Here is an 18706-nt window from a genome sequence, read left to right on the forward strand (position 1 = left end):
CAGAAGTATTCGGTGGAGCGGTAGTTCAGTCGGTTAGAATACCTGCCTGTCACGCAGGGGGTCGCGGGTTCGAGTCCCGTCCGTTCCGCCACTTATTAAGACATTAAGCCTGCCCTTTCGGCAGGCTTAATGGCAAAAACTTTAGGGGCGTAGCTCAGTTGGTAGAGCACCGGTCTCCAAAACCGGGTGTCGCGAGTTCGAGTCTCTCCGCCCCTGCCATATAGAATCCTTTGCTTCGGCAAAGGATTTTTTTTTGCCTGTAAAAAAGCTCAACACCTTCCTGAAGAATAAGCAGCCTGCGTCTCCGCAGGCTTTTGCGTTAATCCAGTATGCTGGTTTTTAACAGATCTTTTATCTGTGACTGCTTATCGCTGTTTTGCAGCCAAATGGCATACAGCGGCCTGGAGAGCGTTGTCGAATCGGTGACAACATGGAGTGCAGGTTTATTATCCGCCCAGCGAACAGGTAACCATGTACAGCCTTTCAATGCGGGAAGATGCTGGCATGCGATCTCCGCAGAGCTTGTCGTGAGCTGCGGGATATCATCGCTGGCAATTAACCCCGTCTCGTGTTGCTGAAAATCAGGCCCCCATTCCAGGCGTAAATAATTGAGGTCGGCCTTCATCATTGCAGGCTCCGATGCATAAAGCGCCAGGCTAAACTGTCCAACAATCTGGCTGCTAAATTCGTCCATCTTGGGGGCTTCTGTGGTGATCAGCAGATCAAGCTGCCGCTCGTGGAGTTGCTTAACCAGCGATTGACGTTGCGCAATCCTCGCCTCAAATTGCAGATGATTGTGTGTGCGATATAGTCGCATAAGCCACTGGCTGAGCATGCATTCCCATAGTGAAGCGCTGGCACCAATCGAGAATTCATTATGCCGGGAGGTGTGCGCAACCTCCTTTCGCGCTGCCTGCCAGGTATTCATCAGGGTTTCTGCATAAGGCAACAGCTTTTCACCGGCCGGGGTTAAACGAATATTGTTGCGATGGCGGGTAAAAAGGTTCACACCCAGTTGATTTTCCAGCTGTCGAATACGAAAACTGACTGCTGACTGCGTCAGGTAGAGGGCTTCAGCTGCTCGCCCAAAGTGTCGCGTTCTGCTCACTTCGAGGAAAGTTTTTAGCAATTCCGTATCCACATCTTTCTCCACAAAATTATTTGTCGTTATGATTTAAATGTTTTGTTTTACACTCTGTCAAGCGTAACTAATACTCCGCGCCATAAATAGCTCGGCCAAAGAATTAGGAGCGTGTAGGATGGCGGAAAGCTTTACGACGACTAATCGTTTTTTCGACAATAAACATTATCCGCGCGGGTTCTCTCGTCACGGCGATTTCACGATCAAAGAAGCTCAACTTCTTGAGCGCCATGGTTATGCCTTTAACGAGCTGGATCTGGGTAAACGTGAACCGGCAACCGAAGATGAAAAACAGTTTGTCTCTGTTTGCCGTGGTGAGCGTGAGCCGCAGTCTGATGCAGAACGTGTATGGATCAAGTATATGGCTCGCATTAAGCGTCCTAAGCGTTTCCATACGCTGTCTGGCGGCAAGCCGCAGATGGAAGGTGCAGAAGACTACACCGAGTCTGACGATTAAGAAGAGAAGGGGCTACGGCCCCTTTTTTTACGCCAGCATTTTTTGCAGATGCAACAGCAGCCGATCGATCGCACGGTAACTTAATGCCTCCTGCAAATGCCGCCTCTCTATTCCGGGGCAGCCCTCCACGTCGGCGACCGTGCGCGCAACTTTCAACAAACGCTGCCACGCGCGAATGGATAGCCCAAACCGCGTCAGTGTCTCTTCCAGCCAGCCTGCATCTTCAGCGTTGAGAGAACAAAACTGTCGGATCCCGCTGTTATCCAGCCGGGCATTCAGCCTGTTTTGACGAGCATACTGCCGCGCCTGCGCCGCAATAACCCGTTCACGCACAGCTGCTGAGCTTTCGCCTTTGATACCGGTTTGCCTCAGCAGACCGGGTGGGGGCAGGGGGATCTCGAGAGATAAATCAAAACGGTCGAGGAAGGGGCCGGACAGCTTACTCAGATAGCGCAGCGTCTGCTCTGGCGTACAGCGGTTATGGTTGCCCTGATAATGACCCGTAGGGCTAGGGTTCATCGCGGCGACCAGCTGAAACTGCGCAGGGTAGCTTATTTTGGCCCGTGTACGAGACAGATGGATTTCGCCGGATTCAATCGGCTCCCGCAATGCATCCAGCACGCGGCGTTCAAACTCTGGCAATTCATCCAGGAAGAGAATGCCGTTGTGCGCCAGTGAGATTTCACCCGGACCGGGGATCGAACCCCCGCCCACCATCGCGGTAAGAGACGCACTGTGATGTGGAGAGCGGAAAGGACGGCGGCGCCACTGTTTATGCAGCGACGTAGAACTGACCAGGCTAAATATCGCGGCGCTTTCCAGCGCTTCGTGATTATTGAGGGGTGGCAACAGACCGCTCAATCTGCTCGCCAGCATCGTTTTCCCCGTGCCTGGCGGACCTATCAGTAACAGGTTATGCCCACCCGCGGCCGTTATCTCTAACGCCCGTTTACCCTGTTCCTGACCCATAATATCGCTGAGATCCTCGGGCGAATCTGGCGCCACCTCGTCATTCTCCTGCGGCTCGGCAAGCTCGTGTCGGCCTTCCAGCCAGGCGCAAACCTCCTGCAAATGTCCCGCGACAAGACACCCCTTTTCGGCAATAAGGCTAACTTCAGAGGCATTTTCATTGGCCACAATGATTTGTCTTCCCGCGCGTATGGCTTCAAGCGCACCCGAGATTGCTCCGGGAACGCCTCTTAACGCGCCTGTAAGCGCTAATTCACCCACGAACTCACACGAGCTTAGCCCTGGCGTATTGAGCTGTTCAGAAGCCGCGAGAAGCGCTATAGCAATAGGTAAATCATATCGCCCTCCCTCCTTTGGCAAATCGGCGGGCGCAAGGTTGATGGTGATCTTCTTCGCCGGAAAAGCATAACCGCTATTAATAATTGCGCTGCGCACGCGATCCCTCGCCTCTTTAACGGTCGTTTCTGGTAAGCCGACCAGCGTCAGTCCGGGCAGTCCATTACTTAAATGAACCTCTACAGAAATAAGCGGTGCCTTCACGCCGATGGCCGCGCGTGTATAAACAACTGACAGTGACATAAGCCCTCCTTAGCGGTGACTATGCCAGCATCATTTTTTCCTGTTTAGCGCTAATGCACTGAATTACGGCGCTCGTTCCAGCCTTTTAGCGGCAAAATGTAATCATTACATGTGGGTGGAATTGGCCTCGCAGAAAAGAAATCATGTGCCCCTTGCCTGATGAAACAGGACAAAAAAATGAAAAATCTTCATTTCTATTTTTTCCCTATATAAAACAACGATTTTGAAAGAAATAGTTCGCCTGCTACAGAAACAGGTCATAAAAAAATCTTGTGTCAGATGAAATATCTGTGGTAACTCTTTAGGTATTCCTTCGAACAAGATGCAAAAAGAACTGAAAATGACAGCCCTTCTACGAGTGATTAGCCTGGTCGTGATTAGCGTGGTGGTGATTATTATCCCACCGTGCGGGGCTGCACTTGGACGAGGAAAGGCTTAGAAATCAAGCCTTAACGAACTAAGACCCCCGCACCGAAAGGTCCGGGGGTTTTTTTATGACTAAAAAACTTAAATGAGGAGCAGAGAATGACGACTAGCACAAAATTCTGTTTCTCCAGATTTATGACGGGGAACTAACTATGAATGGGGCACAATGGGTAGTACATGCGTTGCGCGCGCAGGGAGTTGAAACCGTATTCGGTTATCCGGGTGGCGCAATTATGCCGATTTACGATGCACTGTATGACGGCGGCGTGGAACACCTGTTGTGCCGACACGAGCAGGGCGCAGCGATGGCCGCCATCGGTTATGCCCGTGCGGCCGGTAAAACTGGCGTCTGTATGGCCACCTCAGGTCCCGGCGCAACGAACCTGATCACCGGCCTGGCTGACGCGCTGCTCGATTCCGTACCCGTGGTGGCGATCACCGGCCAGGTGGCCTCTCCATTCATCGGCACCGATGCTTTCCAGGAAGTGGATGTGCTCGGTTTATCGCTGGCCTGCACCAAACACAGCTTCCTCGTTCAGTCTCTCGAAGAGCTGCCGCGGGTGATGGCCGAAGCGTTCGAGGTTGCCAGCTCTGGCCGTCCTGGCCCGGTTCTGGTTGATATCCCGAAAGATATCCAGGTTGCACTCGGCGATCTGGAGCCGCATTTCTCTACCGTGGAAAGCGATAATGCGTTCCCGCATGCAGAGGTGGAAGAGGCGCGTCAGATGATGGCGCAGGCCAAACAACCGATGCTGTACGTAGGCGGCGGCGTGGGCATGGCGCAGGCTGTTCCGGCGCTTCGCGCGTTCATTGCGACCACGCAAATGCCCGCCACCTGCACGCTGAAAGGTCTCGGTGCGGTAGAGGCAGATTACCCGTACTACCTCGGCATGCTGGGGATGCATGGTACCAAAGCGGCAAACCTGGCGGTGCAGGAATGCGACTTGCTTATCGCCGTCGGCGCACGTTTTGACGACCGCGTTACCGGCAAGCTGAATACCTTCGCGCCGAACGCCAAAGTGATCCATATGGACATCGACCCGGCGGAGATGAGCAAACTGCGTCAGGCGCATGTCGCGTTGCAGGGCGATCTTAACGCGCTGTTACCGGCGCTGGAGCAGCCGCTGGATATCAACCCATGGCGTCAGCACACCGCTGATATGCGTACTGAACACGCGTGGCGTTACGATCACCCAGGCGACGCCATCTATGCGCCGCTGCTGTTGAAACAGCTGTCAGACCGTAAACCCGCAGACAGCGTGGTAACGACGGATGTCGGCCAGCATCAGATGTGGTCAGCCCAGCACATGACCTACACCCGCCCGGAGAACTTTATCACCTCGAGCGGGTTAGGGACGATGGGCTTCGGCCTGCCCGCTGCCGTGGGCGCGCAGGTTGCCCGCCCGAACGATACCGTTATCTGTATCTCCGGTGACGGCTCCTTCATGATGAACGTCCAGGAGCTCGGCACCGTGAAGCGTAAGCAGTTACCGCTGAAGATCGTCTTGCTCGATAACCAGCGTTTAGGCATGGTTCGCCAGTGGCAGCAGCTGTTCTTCCAGGAGCGTTACAGCGAAACGACCCTGACCGATAACCCCGATTTCCTCACCCTGGCCAGCGCCTTCGGCATTCCTGGCCAGCACATCACCCGTAAAGACCAGGTTGAAGCGGCACTCGACACCATGCTGTCAAGCGAAGGGCCATACCTGCTTCATGTCTCAATCGACGAGCTTGAGAACGTCTGGCCGTTGGTACCGCCCGGTGCCAGTAACTCACAAATGCTGGAGAAATTATCATGATGCAACATCAGGTCGCCGTGCAGGCTCGCTTCAACCCGGAAACGTTAGAACGCGTATTGCGCGTGGTTCGCCACCGTGGCTTTCAGATTTGCTCTATGAATATGGAAACGGCCACCGACGCGCAGAACATCAGTATCGAATTAACCGTTGCCAGCCCGCGGCCGGTCGACTTACTGTTTAGTCAGTTATCAAAACTGGTAGACGTTGCCCATGTTGCCATCTGCCAGAGCACAACCACATCACAACAAATCCGCGCTTAAGCGTGACAGGACGAAAAAATGACGACAAAAAAAGCTGATTACATTTGGTTCAATGGTGAGATGGTTCGCTGGGAAGACGCGAAAGTTCACGTGATGTCCCACGCGCTGCACTACGGCACCTCCGTGTTTGAAGGGATCCGTTGCTACGATTCTCACAAAGGGCCAGTGGTGTTCCGCCATCGTGAACACATGCAGCGTCTGCATGACTCAGCCAAAATTTATCGTTTCCCGGTCTCCCAAAGCGTTGATGAGCTGATGGAAGCCTGCCGCGAGGTGATTCGCCAGAACAAACTGACCAGCGCCTATATTCGTCCGCTGGTCTTCGTGGGTGATGTCGGCATGGGCGTCAATCCGCCCGCTGGTTATAACACCGATGTGATCATTGCTGCGTTCCCGTGGGGCGCCTACCTGGGCGCGGAAGCGCTGGATCAGGGGATCGACGCAATGGTTTCTTCCTGGAACCGCGTGGCGCCAAACACTATCCCGACTGCGGCTAAAGCGGGCGGTAACTACCTTTCCTCACTGCTGGTCGGCAGCGAAGCGCGCCGTCACGGCTATCAGGAAGGTATCGCGCTGGATGTGAATGGCTACATCTCCGAAGGCGCAGGTGAAAACCTGTTTGAAGTGAAAGACGGCATTCTGTTCACCCCGCCATTCACTTCGTCCGCGCTGCCGGGCATCACCCGCGACGCCATCATCAAGCTGGCGAAAGATCTGGGTATCGAAGTGCGCGAGCAGGTGCTGTCCCGCGAATCCCTGTACCTGGCTGACGAAGTGTTCATGTCCGGTACCGCGGCTGAAATTACGCCGGTGCGTAGCGTCGATGGCATTCAGGTGGGCGAAGGCCGCTGTGGTCCGGTGACCAAACGCATTCAGCAAGCCTTCTTCGGCCTCTTCACCGGCGAAACAGAAGACAAATACGGCTGGTTGGATCAGGTTAATCACTAAATATAAATTTGGGACGGCACGCACCGTCCCATTAAATAGTCAGACGGGAGTAAATAAAGCATGCCTAAGTATCGTTCAGCCACCACCACCCACGGCCGTAATATGGCGGGTGCCCGCGCACTGTGGCGCGCCACCGGAATGACCGACGCCGATTTCGGCAAGCCAATTATCGCCGTGGTGAACTCCTTCACCCAGTTTGTGCCGGGCCACGTGCACCTGCGCGATCTCGGTAAGCTGGTTGCCGAGCAAATCGAAGCCTCCGGCGGCGTGGCGAAAGAGTTCAACACCATTGCGGTGGATGACGGTATCGCAATGGGCCACGGGGGGATGCTCTATTCACTGCCGTCGCGCGAGCTGATCGCCGACTCGGTGGAGTACATGGTTAACGCCCACTGCGCCGATGCGATGGTCTGTATCTCCAACTGCGACAAAATCACCCCGGGGATGCTGATGGCCTCCCTGCGCCTGAACATTCCGGTGATCTTCGTCTCCGGCGGCCCGATGGAAGCGGGGAAAACCAAGCTCTCCGACAAAATCATCAAGCTCGACCTGGTCGATGCGATGATCCAGGGCGCGGACCCGAAAGTCTCTGACGAGCAGAGCGACCAGGTGGAACGTTCCGCGTGCCCGACCTGCGGCTCCTGTTCCGGGATGTTCACCGCCAACTCCATGAACTGCCTGACCGAAGCGCTGGGCCTTTCTCAGCCGGGCAACGGCTCGCTGCTGGCAACCCACGCCGACCGTAAACAGCTGTTCCTTAACGCCGGTAAGCGCATCGTTGAGCTGACCAAACGCTACTACGAGCAGGACGACGCCAGCGCGCTGCCGCGCAACATCGCCAGCAAAGCGGCATTCGAAAACGCCATGACGCTGGATATCGCCATGGGCGGTTCCACCAACACCGTTCTGCACCTGCTGGCCGCCGCTCAGGAAGCCGAAATCGACTTCACCATGAGCGACATCGACAAGCTCTCCCGCAAAGTGCCGCAGCTGTGTAAAGTCGCGCCGAGTACCCAGAAGTACCACATGGAAGATGTCCACCGTGCGGGGGGCGTGATTGGTATTCTCGGCGAGCTGGATCGCGCCGGGCTGCTGAACCGCGACGTGAAAAACGTGCTCGGCCTGACGCTGCCGGAGTCGCTGGAGCAGTACGACGTGATGCTGACCAAAGACGACGCGGTGAAAAACATGTATCGCGCCGGTCCGGCAGGCATCCGTACCACCCAGGCGTTCTCGCAGGATTGCCGCTGGGACACGCTGGATGACGATCGCGCCGAAGGCTGCATCCGCTCGCTGGAGCATGCCTACAGCAAAGACGGCGGTCTGGCCGTGCTGTACGGTAACTTCGCGGAAAATGGCTGCATTGTGAAAACCGCAGGCGTGGACGACAGCATCCTCAAATTCACCGGTCCGGCAAAAGTGTATGAAAGCCAGGACGAAGCGGTAGACGCCATCCTCGGCGGCAAAGTGGTGGAAGGCGACGTGGTGGTCATTCGCTACGAAGGGCCGAAAGGCGGCCCCGGCATGCAGGAGATGCTCTACCCGACCACCTTCCTGAAATCGATGGGCCTCGGCAAAGCCTGCGCGCTGATCACCGATGGTCGATTCTCTGGCGGCACGTCAGGCCTCTCCATTGGTCACGTCTCGCCAGAAGCGGCAAGCGGCGGCAATATCGCGATCATCGAAGATGGCGACCTGATCGAAATCGACATTCCGAACCGCGGCATTCAGCTGAAGCTGAGTGACCAGGAGATTGCGGCCCGTCGTGAAGCGCAGGAAGCCCGCGGCGACAAAGCCTGGACGCCGAAAGATCGCCAGCGCGAAGTCTCCTTCGCCCTGCGCGCCTACGCGAGCCTTGCAACCAGTGCAGATAAAGGCGCGGTGCGCGATAAATCTAAACTGGGGGGCTAACGATGGCCGAGTCACAACCCTTATCCGCCGCCCCTGAGGGGGCGGAATACCTGAGAGCGGTGCTACGCGCGCCGGTCTATGAAGCGGTGCAGGTCACGCCCCTGCAAAAAATGGACAAACTCTCTTCGCGTCTCGACAACGTCATTCTGGTGAAGCGTGAAGATAGGCAGCCGGTGCACAGCTTTAAGCTGCGCGGCGCCTACGCGATGATGGCCGGGCTGACGGACGAGCAAAAAGCGCGCGGGGTGATTACCGCCTCGGCGGGCAATCACGCGCAGGGCGTGGCGTTCTCCTCGGCGCGTCTGGGGCTGAAGGCGCTGATCGTGATGCCGGTTGCCACCGCAGATATCAAGGTTGACGCGGTGCGCGGGTTTGGCGGCGAAGTGCTGCTCCACGGGGCCAATTTTGACGAAGCGAAAGCCAAAGCGATTGAGCTGGCGCAGCAGCAGGGCTTCACCTGGGTGCCGCCGTTCGACCACCCGATGGTGATTGCCGGGCAGGGTACGCTGGCGCTGGAACTGTTGCAGCAGGACGCCCATCTCGACCGCGTTTTCGTCCCGGTGGGCGGCGGTGGCTTAGCCGCAGGTGTGGCGGTGCTGATCAAACAGCTGATGCCGCAGATCAAAGTGATTGCGGTTGAAGCGGAAGACTCTGCCTGCCTGAAGGCGGCGCTGGACGCCGGACATCCGGTCGATCTGCCGCGCGTCGGGCTGTTCGCCGAGGGTGTGGCGGTGAAGCGCATTGGCGACGAAACGTTCCGCCTCTGTCAGGAGTATCTCGACGATATCGTCACGGTTGATAGCGACGCTATCTGCGCGGCAATGAAAGATCTGTTCGAGGATGTGCGTGCGGTGGCGGAACCGTCCGGCGCGCTGGCGCTGGCGGGGATGAAAAAATACATCGCCCAGCACAATATTCGCGGCGAGCGTCTGGCGCACGTGCTTTCCGGTGCCAACGTGAACTTCCACGGTCTGCGCTACGTTTCCGAGCGCTGTGAGCTGGGTGAGCAGCGTGAAGCGCTGCTGGCGGTGACCATTCCGGAAGAGAAGGGCAGCTTCCTGAAGTTCTGCCAGCTGCTGGGCGGCCGTTCGGTAACGGAGTTCAACTACCGCTTTGCCGATGCCAAAGATGCGTGCATTTTTGTCGGCGTGCGTCTGAGCCGTGGCGTGGAGGAGCGCAAAGAGATCCTCAGCCTGCTGCATGACGGCGGCTACAGCGTGGTCGATCTCTCCGACGACGAGATGGCGAAGCTGCACGTGCGTTACATGGTCGGCGGCCGTCCATCGAAGCCGCTCAGGGAACGCCTGTTCAGCTTCGAGTTCCCGGAATCGCCGGGCGCGCTGCTCAAGTTCCTGCACACGTTGGGCACGCACTGGAACATCTCTCTGTTCCACTACCGCAGCCATGGCACCGACTATGGCCGCGTGCTGGCGGCGTTCGAACTGGGCGAGCACGAGCCGGATTTCGAAACGCGCCTGAACGAGCTGGGCTATGAGTGCCATGACGAAACCCACAACCCGGCGTTCCGTTTCTTCCTCGCGGGTTAAGGTTTGAACTGCGTGTAGGCCGGGTAAGCGCAGCGCCACCCGGCTTTAGTGGTTCGGCAATATCTTCCAGAACGCATCAATAAGCGGCTCATGCAGCCGCTTTTTTTGTGCGCACACGCCTAGCTCGAACGGCGTTTTCTCGTCGCTGCGTTCTAAAATCATCACGCGATTGCGCACCGGCTCCGGGCTGTTTTCCAGCACCACTTCCGGCAGCAGCGCCACGCCGCAGCCGAGCGCCACCATTGATACCATCGCCTCATGACCGCCGACCGTGGCGTAAATCGACGGGTTGCTGATCTTCTGGCGGCGGAACCACAGCTCGATACGGCGGCGCACCGGCCCCTGATCGGCCATGATAAACGGCACCGTGGACCAGTCCGGTTTCTCCACCGAGACCTGGTTGCGCACCGGGCAGGGCAGCGCCGGGGCAATCAACACTACCGCCAGATTCTCCAGCATCGAGAACGCCACCGCCCCCGGCAGCGTTTCCGGTTTTCCGGCAATCGCCAGATCCGCTTCGCCCGTTACCACTTTTTCCATCGCGTCGGCGGCATCGCCGGTGGTGAGCTTAATTTCAACCGACGGATGTTCCGCGCGGAAGCGGTCAAGAATGGGGGGAAGATGGCTGTAGGCAGCGGTCACGGAGCAGAAAATATGCAGCTCGCCAGAGAGCGACGGCCCCTGCTGGTCGATGGTGTGCCGCAGCTGCTGATACTGTAATAACGTCTGCTGAGCAAAGATGCGCAGCTCTTCACCTGCTTCCGTGAGGGTGACGGTGCGGTTATCGCGCACGAACAGCGGCTGGCCGAGGTCTTCCTCAAGGCGCTGGATCTGGCGCGACAGCGTGGAGGGGCTGACGTGCATCGCCCGGGCGCTACGGCCAAAGTGACGGCTTTCCGCCAGGTGCAGGAACATTTTCAGATCGCGTAAATCCACCGATTCCACTCCCTCTTTTTACATTGCATAAATTGCAATGTGACGTTGTGAATATATCAATTTCCGCAATAAATTTCCTGTTGTAATGTGGGTACATTCTCGCTGAAACGCGAACCGAACAATAAGACACACAACATCACGAGGTATCACCCATGGCTAACTACTTTAATACACTGAACTTGCGCCAGCAGCTGGCGCAGCTGGGCAAATGCCGCTTCATGGCGCGCGATGAATTTGCTGATGGCGCGAGCTACCTTCAGGGTAAAAAAGTGGTCATTGTCGGCTGTGGCGCACAGGGTCTGAACCAGGGCCTGAACATGCGTGACTCCGGGCTGGATATCTCCTACGCCCTGCGCAAAGAAGCGATTGCTGAAAAGCGCGCTTCCTGGCGTAAAGCGACCGAAAACGGCTTCAAAGTGGGCACCTACGAAGAGCTGATCCCGCAGGCGGATCTGGTGGTTAACCTGACGCCAGACAAGCAGCACTCTGACGTTGTGCGTTCCGTACAGCCGCTGATGAAAGACGGCGCCGCGCTGGGTTACTCCCACGGCTTCAACATCGTTGAAGTGGGCGAGCAGATCCGTAAAGACATCACCGTAGTGATGGTGGCACCGAAGTGCCCGGGCACCGAAGTGCGCGAAGAGTACAAACGTGGCTTCGGCGTACCGACGCTGATCGCCGTTCACCCGGAAAACGATCCGAAAGGCGAAGGCATGGCGATTGCCAAAGCCTGGGCTGCGGCCACCGGCGGCCATCGTGCGGGCGTGCTGGAATCTTCCTTCGTTGCGGAAGTGAAATCTGACCTGATGGGCGAGCAGACCATCCTGTGCGGCATGCTCCAGGCTGGCTCTCTGCTGTGCTTCGACAAGCTGGTGGAAGAAGGCACCGACCCGGCATACGCGGAAAAACTGATTCAGTTCGGCTGGGAAACCATCACCGAAGCGCTGAAGCAGGGCGGCATTACGCTGATGATGGACCGTCTGTCCAACCCGGCAAAACTGCGCGCGTTCGCACTCTCTGAACAGCTGAAAACCATCATGGCGCCGCTGTTCCAGAAACATATGGACGACATCATCTCCGGCGAGTTCTCTTCCGGCATGATGGCGGACTGGGCGAATGATGATAAGAAACTGCTGACCTGGCGCGAAGAGACCGGTAAAACCGCGTTCGAAACCGCACCACAGTATGACGGCAAGATCACCGAGCAGGAGTACTTCGATAAAGGCGTCCTGATGATCGCGATGGTGAAAGCGGGCGTTGAGCTGGCGTTCGAAACCATGGTGGATTCGGGCATCATTGAAGAATCTGCGTACTATGAATCGCTGCACGAGCTGCCGCTGATCGCGAACACCATCGCCCGTAAGCGTCTGTATGAGATGAACGTGGTGATCTCCGATACCGCCGAGTACGGTAACTACCTGTTCTCTTACGCCTGCGTACCGCTGCTGAAAGAGTTCATGACCACCCTGCAAGCGGGCGATCTGGGCCAGGCGATTGCGGAAGGTGCGGTTGATAACGCGCAGCTGCGTGACGTCAACGAAGCGATTCGCAGCCACGAAATCGAGAAAGTGGGCCAGAAACTGCGCGGCTACATGACCGATATGAAACGTATCGCGGTAGCAGGCTAAACACGACGAATCGGGTGGCGTAAGCCACCCGAACTGTTTTAGCTACGCAATATCGCGCCGGGATAACCCAGCTGGCGCCACGCCTCATACACCACCACCGACACCGCATTCGACAGGTTCATGCTGCGGCTGTCCGGCATCATCGGAATACGAATTTTCTGCTCAGCGGGCAGGGCATCCAGAATGGTGGCCGGCAGGCCGCGGGTTTCCGGACCAAACATCAGATAATCCCCGTCCTGATAGCTTACGGCGCTGTGCGCTGGCGTACCTTTGGTAGTCAGGGCGAACATGCGGTGTGGTTTTTCGGTTCCCAGAAACGCGGCGTAATCGTGATGACGAACGACGGCGGTAAACTCATGGTAGTCCAGCCCTGCGCGACGCAGACGTTTGTCGTCCCACGTAAAGCCCATCGGCTCAATGATGTGCAGACGAAAACCGGTGTTGGCGCACAGGCGGATAATATTGCCGGTATTCGGCGGAATTTCTGGTTCGAATAAGACGATGTTAAGCATGCTGCCCCCTTAATTGCGGGGGCAGAATAGCAGAAAAGAGAGGGACTAGGCGACGCCCGGCTCCTGCGCGCGGCTATACAGCATTTTGTAGACGGTTGCCGCCGCGGCCACGAGAGCAGGCACACTGAGGATCATTAAAATACTGTCCGCCTGCCACTGCATGGAAAGAAGCTGGGCGCTGGTCATGGTGCCCGCCACGCCGCCGAAGCGGCCGATCCCCTGCATCCAGGCGATACCCGTCGCTCGGCACTCGGTAGGGTAAAAGGTGGCGGCCAGGGTCTGCATGCCCGACTGCGCGCCGTTCATCGCGATCCCCATCAGGAAAATTAACCCGCCAAACAGGGCGATATGGTTATGCTCAATGCCGAGTAAAAGAATCAGGCCCATCGTCAGCACGAAACCACACGCGACCACCTTGTGCGCTTCCCAGCGGTCCATCATCCAGCCCGCGAGCAAAATGCCAGCGGTGCCGCCGAAGGTGAACAGCGAGGTGAGCCAGGCGGATTCCGCCAGCGCATACCCCATCCCCTGCATCAGCGTTGGCATCCAGCTCAGCAGGACGTAATAAATCACCAGCCCCATAAAATAGGTGACCCACAGCATCAGGGTGCCGGGCAGCCAGGGCATGGAAAACAGCTGCGACACGCTGCCTTTTTTCGACGCGACTTTCTCCTCCGCCAGGAAAAAGCCTGTGACGCTATCCAGCGTACTGCGGGCGAACCGGCTGGCGATGCGGCGAACCTGGGCGACGTCTTTCCCGCGCTGCACCAGAAACTTCACCGACTCCGGCAACAGCAACGCCAGTAGCACCGTTAAAATCAGCGGCGCAATCGCGCCGGTCAGCAGCACGCTTCGCCAGCCATGGTGAGGGATAAGCCAGGACGAGATCGCCCCGCCGCCCGCCGCACCCAGCGGAAAGCCGCAGTACATGGTGTTAATTGCCATGGCGCGGCAGCGCTGGGGGGCAAACTCTGAGATCAGCGTGATGGCGTTAGGCATCGCGGCGCCCAGCCCGAGACCGGTCAGAAATCGCCATAGCGTCAGGGTATTCAGACTTTGCGCCCAGGCCGTGCCCAGGCTCGCCAGGCCGAAGAACAGGCATGAAAAGACCAGTACGCGCTTGCGTCCCATCCGGTCCGATACCGGACCTGCAATCAGGGCACCCAGCGACAGCCCGAGCAGCGCCGCACTCAGCACCGGCCCCAGATCCTGTTTATGTATTCCCCACTCCGTCGACAGCGTAGGCGCAATGTAACCCATCGCTGCGGTATCAAACCCATCAATCGCCAGCACCAGAAAGCCCAGCACAATTAGAAGCCAGTGAAACCCTGAAAAAGGACTTTCATCGATCACCTGCTGAATATCCACCCGACCTGAATACGTCATACGTTCCCCTCCGATGTGATGTTGTTTTTGTGTTCTTGTATTTGCTTGTCTATACAATTGCGGCGGGGCGGGGTGTGTCAAATTTTCTTATCCAGAATGTTACACAGGTGTTATTTTCGACAAAAAAAAGCGCCCGAGGGGGAAGTCGGGCGCGGAAGAAGGGGAGGCTAACCGGGGGAGATCAGGCCGCGTTTCCCTGAGAAAGGGGGGCCAGCGCCGCAGGCAACTTACTGAGCTCCTGCACCAGCGAGTCTTTGCTGATTTCACCGATTGTTTTCGCCCCGGTCAGGGTCATCGCCACCTTCATCTCTTTCTCGATCAGGTTGAGCAGATTCGCCACGCCCGCCTGGCCGCTGGTGGCCAGCGCGTACAGATACGCACGGCCCAGCAGCACGCTGTCCGCGCCCAGCGCAATCATGCGCACCACGTCCAGCCCGTTGCGGATGCCGCTGTCGGCCAGGATCGCAATATCGCCTTTCACCGCATCGGCAATGGCCGGCAGGGCGCGGGCGGAGGAGAGCACCCCGTCAAGCTGGCGGCCACCATGGTTAGAGACCACGATCCCATCGGCGCCAAAACGCACCGCGTCGCGGGCATCTTCCGGGTCGAGGATCCCTTTGATCACCATCGGGCCGTCCCAGAATTCGCGGATCCACTCCAGGTCCTTCCATGAGATCGACGGATCGAAATTGTTCGCCAGCCAGCCGATGTAATCTTCCAGCCCGGTCGGTTTACCGAGGTAGGCCGAAATATTGCCCAGATCGTGCGGACGGCCGTTCAGCCCGACATCCCACGCCCACTGCGGATGCGTCACCGCCTGCCAGTAACGGCGCAGGGCGGCGTTAGGGCCGCTCATGCCGGAGTGGGCATCACGGTAGCGCGCACCCGGCGTGGGCATGTCGACGGTAAAGACCAGCGTTGAGCAGCCCGCCGCTTTGGCGCGCTCCAGCGCGTTGCGCATAAAACCGCGATCGCGCAGGACGTACAGCTGGAACCACATCGGGCGCTTGATGGTCGGGGCGACTTCTTCAATCGGGCAGACGGACACGGTGGAAAGGGTAAACGGAATGCCTTTGGCATCTGCGGCGGCGGCGGCCTGCACTTCACCCCGGCGGGCATACATGCCGCATAAGCCGACAGGTGCGAGCGCTACCGGCATGGAGAGCGTCTCGTTAAACAGCTTCGTCTCAAGGCTCAGGTCAGACATATTCTTCAGCACGCGCTGGCGCAGAGCCACCTCCGACAGGTCTTCCACGTTGCGGCGCAGGGTGTATTCGGCATACGCCCCGCCGTCAATGTAGTGGAACAGGAACGGGGGCAAAATGCGCTGTGCCGCGGCGCGATAATCACTGGCTGCTGAAATAATCATGCTTTGTTCTCCCTGGAAATATCACTCTCGCCAGGCAGACGGGTAATACGCGCCTGTCGGGCCTGATCTTCATCGAATCGTTTAATGGTGGTATGCACGAAGCCGAGATGCGCCATCATCGCCTTGCGCGCGGCCTCGGCATCACCGGCCAGAATGGCGTTGAGCACCGCCTCGTGCTGTTCGGTCAGCTGGGCAAACACCGGCGGCACCAGATACATGCGCTGGCGGCTCTGCTTCACGGAGGATTGCAGCAGGTCGAAGAACCCGCGCATGGTTTGCAGCAGGACCACGTTGTGCGAGGCCTCGGCAATCGCCAGATGGAACCGCACGTCCGCCTGGGAGGCGATGTCCGGGTCGCTGCTTTGCGTGGCTTCAAAACAGGCTTTGAGCTTTTCTTTATCGGCGTCGGTTGCCCGCATCGCCGCGTGCCACGCGGTGCTGGTTTCGATGGCGTGACGCGCTTCGAGGATGTCGAAGCTGTAGTCCGGGTCGTTTTCCATCAGCGTCTTCAGCGGCTGCACGATGTTTTGTTCGGACCAGTCGTCATGCTGCCAGCGCACGAAGGTGCCGCCGCCGCGACGGCTCAGCAGCACCCCTTCGCTGACCAGCGTCGCCAGCGCTTCGCGCAGTGAATTGCGCGACACGCCAAGCTGAGCGGCAAGCTGACGCTCGGCGGGCAATCTCATGCCCGCTTCCAGCTGTTGTTCTTCTATCAGCGCCCGTACGCGAGTGGCAATCTCGTCGGACAGGCGTCTGGGCATCACTATCATGGAATCATCCAGGTTAAGACATAGGCCTGCAATGTGGTGATCACGCCCACCATGCAGGTAAATATCAGGCTGTGTTTCACGGTAAAGCGGAACAGATCCGACTCTTTGCCTACCAGCCCCACCGCGGCACAGGCAATGGCGATGGACTGCGGCGAGATCATCTTCCCGGTCACGCCGCCGGTGGTGTTCGCGGCGACCAGCAGCACGTCCGAGACGCCAATCTGCTGCGCAGCCGTGGCCTGTAGGGCGGCAAACAGGGCGTTAGATGACGTATCTGAACCGGTCAGGAACACCCCCAGCCAGCCGAGGAACGGCGAGAAGAAGGTAAACGCGTGGCCGGTATGCGCCAGCGCTAACGCCAGCGTCGACGACAGGCCGGAGTAGTTCGAAATAAACGCGAACGCCAGCACCATGCCGATGGAGTAAATCGGCAGCATCAGCTCTTTAATCGTCGCCGCAAAGGTCTGCACCGCGGCGGCTGGCTTCATGCGCAGCCACACTACGGAAAGGATAGCGGCAAACAGGATGGCCGTGCCGGTGGCTGAGAACCAGTCGAACTTAAACACTGCCGCATACGGCGTGGCGTCGTGTACCACCGGCGGCATACGGGCGACCATTTTGTCGAGGAACGGCACGGAGATATTAATCACCATGTCGTACAGCGCGCCGCCCGGGGCGAACAGGGCTTTAAACGGCGGAATGCTCCACAGCGTCACGGTGGCGGTCAGGAACAGGAACGGTGACCACGCGCGCACAATCTGTCCGGCGGTATAGCCGGTGCGCGCCAGCGTCTGATCCACGTGCGATGCGCCCATGTCAGCAAAGCGGAAGATACGTACCGGCTGCCAGCGTTTCAGGAACAGCGTCAGGCAGACCAGAGACACCAGGGAAGAGATGATGTCCGGCAGTTCCGGGCCGAGGAAGTTGGAGCTGAGATACTGGGCAATGGCGAACGAACCGCCCGCGACCATCACCGCAGGCCAGGTCTCTTTCACGCCGCGCCAGCCGTCCATAATCGCCATGATCCAGAAGAGGACGATAATGGTCAGGAACGGCAGCTGGCGGCCCACCATCTGGCCGATCTCGAAGCTGTCCAGCCCGGTCACCTGGCCCGCCACCAGAATAGGAATACCCATCGCGCCGAACGCCACCGGGGCGGTGTTCACAATCAGGCACAGGCCAGCGGCATACAGCGGGTTAAAGCCCAGCCCGACCAGCAGGGCGGCGGTGATCGCCACCGGCGCGCCAAATCCTGCCGCCCCTTCAAGGAATGCCCCGAAGGAGAAACCGACAATCAGCATCTGTAAACGCTGGTCCGGTGTAATAGAGAGAATCGACGAGCGAATAATGTCGAACTGCCCGGTTTTCACCGAGATTTTGTAGACAAAGACGGCGGCGATGATGATCCACGCAATCGGCCACAGGCCGTAGAAGAAACCATACACCACGGAGGCCAGCGCGCGATCGACCGGCATTTTATAGAAGAACAGCGCCACCAGCAGGGCGATGGCAACGGTGTACGTTGCGGCAAGGTAGCCCTTCAGCTTGAGCTTTATCAGCGCAAAGAAGAAGAACAGGATCGGTAGCGATGCGATCAGGCTCGACAGCCAGATATTCCCGGCCGGATCGTAGTTTTGTTGCCAGAGGCTCATGCAGGTCTCCTGAGGACCACACAGGTGTTCGTCGGGTGAGTCTCTGCTCATCTCAGCGTCACACTTCGTGTAAAAGTGGTCCTTCCAATATTGTGATGTAGGGTTAATGGCAATAAATGGTTAACCAAGTGTTGCTATTCAGCAATGATTTTGTGAAGTGGAGCATCGAAACTGTGAACGATGGATAGCTTTACGCATGATTGGTAGGACCAAAATCGCAAAATCAACTCACCGTGTGCGTTGGGAGCGGTAGTCAGGTGGAGGGCATTACTTGCGCCTTTTGAGCAGATACGGCGCGTAAAAGAGGTTGAATAAAATGGGGAGGTGATAACATTGCGTGAATCGAATGAGGTTTGTTTGTTTTATTTGTGTTTTTGAAAAGCTGTGTATGTGCTGTCTCTTATACACATCTCCGA

17 protein-coding genes and 2 tRNA genes are annotated in these 18706 nt (G+C 57.7%); 11 read left to right on the plus strand and 8 right to left on the minus strand.

Features of this window, described 5'->3' with window-relative positions; translation table 11 throughout:
• Positions 1 to 14 precede the first annotated feature (14 nt).
• Positions 15 to 91 (plus strand) — tRNA-Asp (locus ACNQ0W_RS23180).
• Positions 92 to 143: 52 nt separating this feature from the next.
• Positions 144 to 219 (plus strand) — tRNA-Trp (locus ACNQ0W_RS23185).
• A gap of 100 nt (positions 220 to 319) precedes the next feature.
• Here ACNQ0W_RS23185 and hdfR read toward each other — a convergent pair.
• On the minus strand, positions 320 to 1141 hold the full coding sequence (gene hdfR, locus ACNQ0W_RS23190) for an HTH-type transcriptional regulator HdfR (RefSeq protein ID WP_017693775.1): 822 nt from the start codon (positions 1139 to 1141) through the stop codon (positions 320 to 322).
• A 118-nt stretch (positions 1142 to 1259) separates the two neighbouring features.
• Here hdfR and ACNQ0W_RS23195 point away from each other — a divergent pair, with 118 nt between their 5' ends.
• Complete coding sequence (locus ACNQ0W_RS23195; protein ID WP_006808641.1) at positions 1260 to 1598, plus strand: DUF413 domain-containing protein; 339 nt, start codon at positions 1260 to 1262, stop codon at positions 1596 to 1598.
• A gap of 27 nt (positions 1599 to 1625) precedes the next feature.
• Here ACNQ0W_RS23195 and ACNQ0W_RS23200 read toward each other — a convergent pair whose 3' ends face one another.
• Positions 1626 to 3146: a YifB family Mg chelatase-like AAA ATPase gene (locus ACNQ0W_RS23200; protein WP_023323881.1), complete on the minus strand. Its 1521-nt coding sequence runs from the start codon at positions 3144 to 3146 to the stop codon at positions 1626 to 1628.
• Positions 3147 to 3486: 340 nt separating this feature from the next.
• Between ACNQ0W_RS23200 and ilvL the strand changes: the two genes are divergently transcribed.
• From ilvL to ilvA, 7 genes are all read left to right on the plus strand, one after another.
• Complete coding sequence (gene ilvL / locus ACNQ0W_RS23205; protein ID WP_001311244.1) at positions 3487 to 3585, plus strand: ilv operon leader peptide; 99 nt, start codon at positions 3487 to 3489, stop codon at positions 3583 to 3585.
• A gap of 86 nt (positions 3586 to 3671) precedes the next feature.
• Entirely contained in the window at positions 3672 to 3722 is a 51-nt protein-coding gene (gene ilvX / locus ACNQ0W_RS23210; RefSeq protein ID WP_166792073.1) for a peptide IlvX, read from the plus strand.
• A 2-nt stretch (positions 3723 to 3724) separates the two neighbouring features.
• The gene (gene ilvG, locus ACNQ0W_RS23215) at positions 3725 to 5371 is read left to right on the plus strand and encodes an acetolactate synthase 2 catalytic subunit (protein WP_062933754.1); all 1647 of its coding nucleotides are present in this window, start codon (positions 3725 to 3727) and stop codon (positions 5369 to 5371) included.
• Positions 5368 to 5631: an acetolactate synthase 2 small subunit gene (gene ilvM / locus ACNQ0W_RS23220; RefSeq protein WP_003860184.1), complete on the plus strand. Its 264-nt coding sequence runs from the start codon at positions 5368 to 5370 to the stop codon at positions 5629 to 5631. The genes ilvG and ilvM overlap by 4 nt, the downstream gene beginning before the upstream one ends.
• 18 nt (positions 5632 to 5649) lie before the next feature.
• A complete protein-coding gene (gene ilvE, locus ACNQ0W_RS23225; protein ID WP_003860182.1) occupies positions 5650 to 6579 on the plus strand; it encodes a branched-chain-amino-acid transaminase in 930 nt (309 codons plus the stop codon).
• A gap of 60 nt (positions 6580 to 6639) precedes the next feature.
• The gene (gene ilvD, locus ACNQ0W_RS23230; protein WP_008501574.1) at positions 6640 to 8490 is read left to right on the plus strand and encodes a dihydroxy-acid dehydratase; all 1851 of its coding nucleotides are present in this window, start codon (positions 6640 to 6642) and stop codon (positions 8488 to 8490) included.
• 2 nt (positions 8491 to 8492) lie between these two features.
• Positions 8493 to 10037 (plus strand): threonine ammonia-lyase, biosynthetic, encoded by a 1545-nt coding sequence (gene ilvA / locus ACNQ0W_RS23235; protein WP_062933753.1) that lies wholly within the window; start codon positions 8493 to 8495, stop codon positions 10035 to 10037.
• 45 nt (positions 10038 to 10082) lie between these two features.
• On the opposite strand, the gene ilvY is transcribed toward ilvA, so the two are convergent.
• A complete protein-coding gene (ilvY, locus tag ACNQ0W_RS23240; RefSeq protein ID WP_017382574.1) occupies positions 10083 to 10973 on the minus strand; it encodes an HTH-type transcriptional activator IlvY in 891 nt (296 codons plus the stop codon).
• 152 nt (positions 10974 to 11125) lie between these two features.
• Here ilvY and ilvC point away from each other — a divergent pair, with 152 nt between their 5' ends.
• On the plus strand, positions 11126 to 12601 hold the full coding sequence (gene ilvC / locus ACNQ0W_RS23245) for a ketol-acid reductoisomerase (RefSeq protein ID WP_006808634.1): 1476 nt from the start codon (positions 11126 to 11128) through the stop codon (positions 12599 to 12601).
• A 38-nt stretch (positions 12602 to 12639) separates the two neighbouring features.
• Here ilvC and trmL read toward each other — a convergent pair whose 3' ends face one another.
• From trmL to lldP, 5 genes are all read right to left on the minus strand, one after another.
• The gene (trmL, locus tag ACNQ0W_RS23250; protein ID WP_062933752.1) at positions 12640 to 13113 is read right to left on the minus strand and encodes a tRNA (uridine(34)/cytosine(34)/5-carboxymethylaminomethyluridine(34)-2'-O)-methyltransferase TrmL; all 474 of its coding nucleotides are present in this window, start codon (positions 13111 to 13113) and stop codon (positions 12640 to 12642) included.
• Positions 13114 to 13158: 45 nt separating this feature from the next.
• On the minus strand, positions 13159 to 14499 hold the full coding sequence (locus ACNQ0W_RS23255) for an MFS transporter (RefSeq protein WP_017693779.1): 1341 nt from the start codon (positions 14497 to 14499) through the stop codon (positions 13159 to 13161).
• Between the two features lie 181 nt (positions 14500 to 14680).
• Positions 14681 to 15868, minus strand: a complete 1188-nt coding sequence (lldD, locus tag ACNQ0W_RS23260) for an FMN-dependent L-lactate dehydrogenase LldD (RefSeq protein ID WP_017382576.1) — start codon at positions 15866 to 15868, stop codon at positions 14681 to 14683.
• A complete protein-coding gene (gene lldR / locus ACNQ0W_RS23265; protein ID WP_006808630.1) occupies positions 15865 to 16638 on the minus strand; it encodes a transcriptional regulator LldR in 774 nt (257 codons plus the stop codon). The genes lldD and lldR overlap by 4 nt, the downstream gene beginning before the upstream one ends.
• Positions 16635 to 18290: an L-lactate permease gene (gene lldP / locus ACNQ0W_RS23270; protein WP_003860175.1), complete on the minus strand. Its 1656-nt coding sequence runs from the start codon at positions 18288 to 18290 to the stop codon at positions 16635 to 16637. The genes lldR and lldP overlap by 4 nt, the downstream gene beginning before the upstream one ends.
• Positions 18291 to 18706 lie beyond the last annotated feature (416 nt).

Source organism: Enterobacter cloacae complex sp. 6730903, assembly GCF_048283985.1.
In the GTDB taxonomy this organism is placed as follows: Bacteria; Pseudomonadota; Gammaproteobacteria; order Enterobacterales; family Enterobacteriaceae; genus Enterobacter; species Enterobacter hormaechei_C.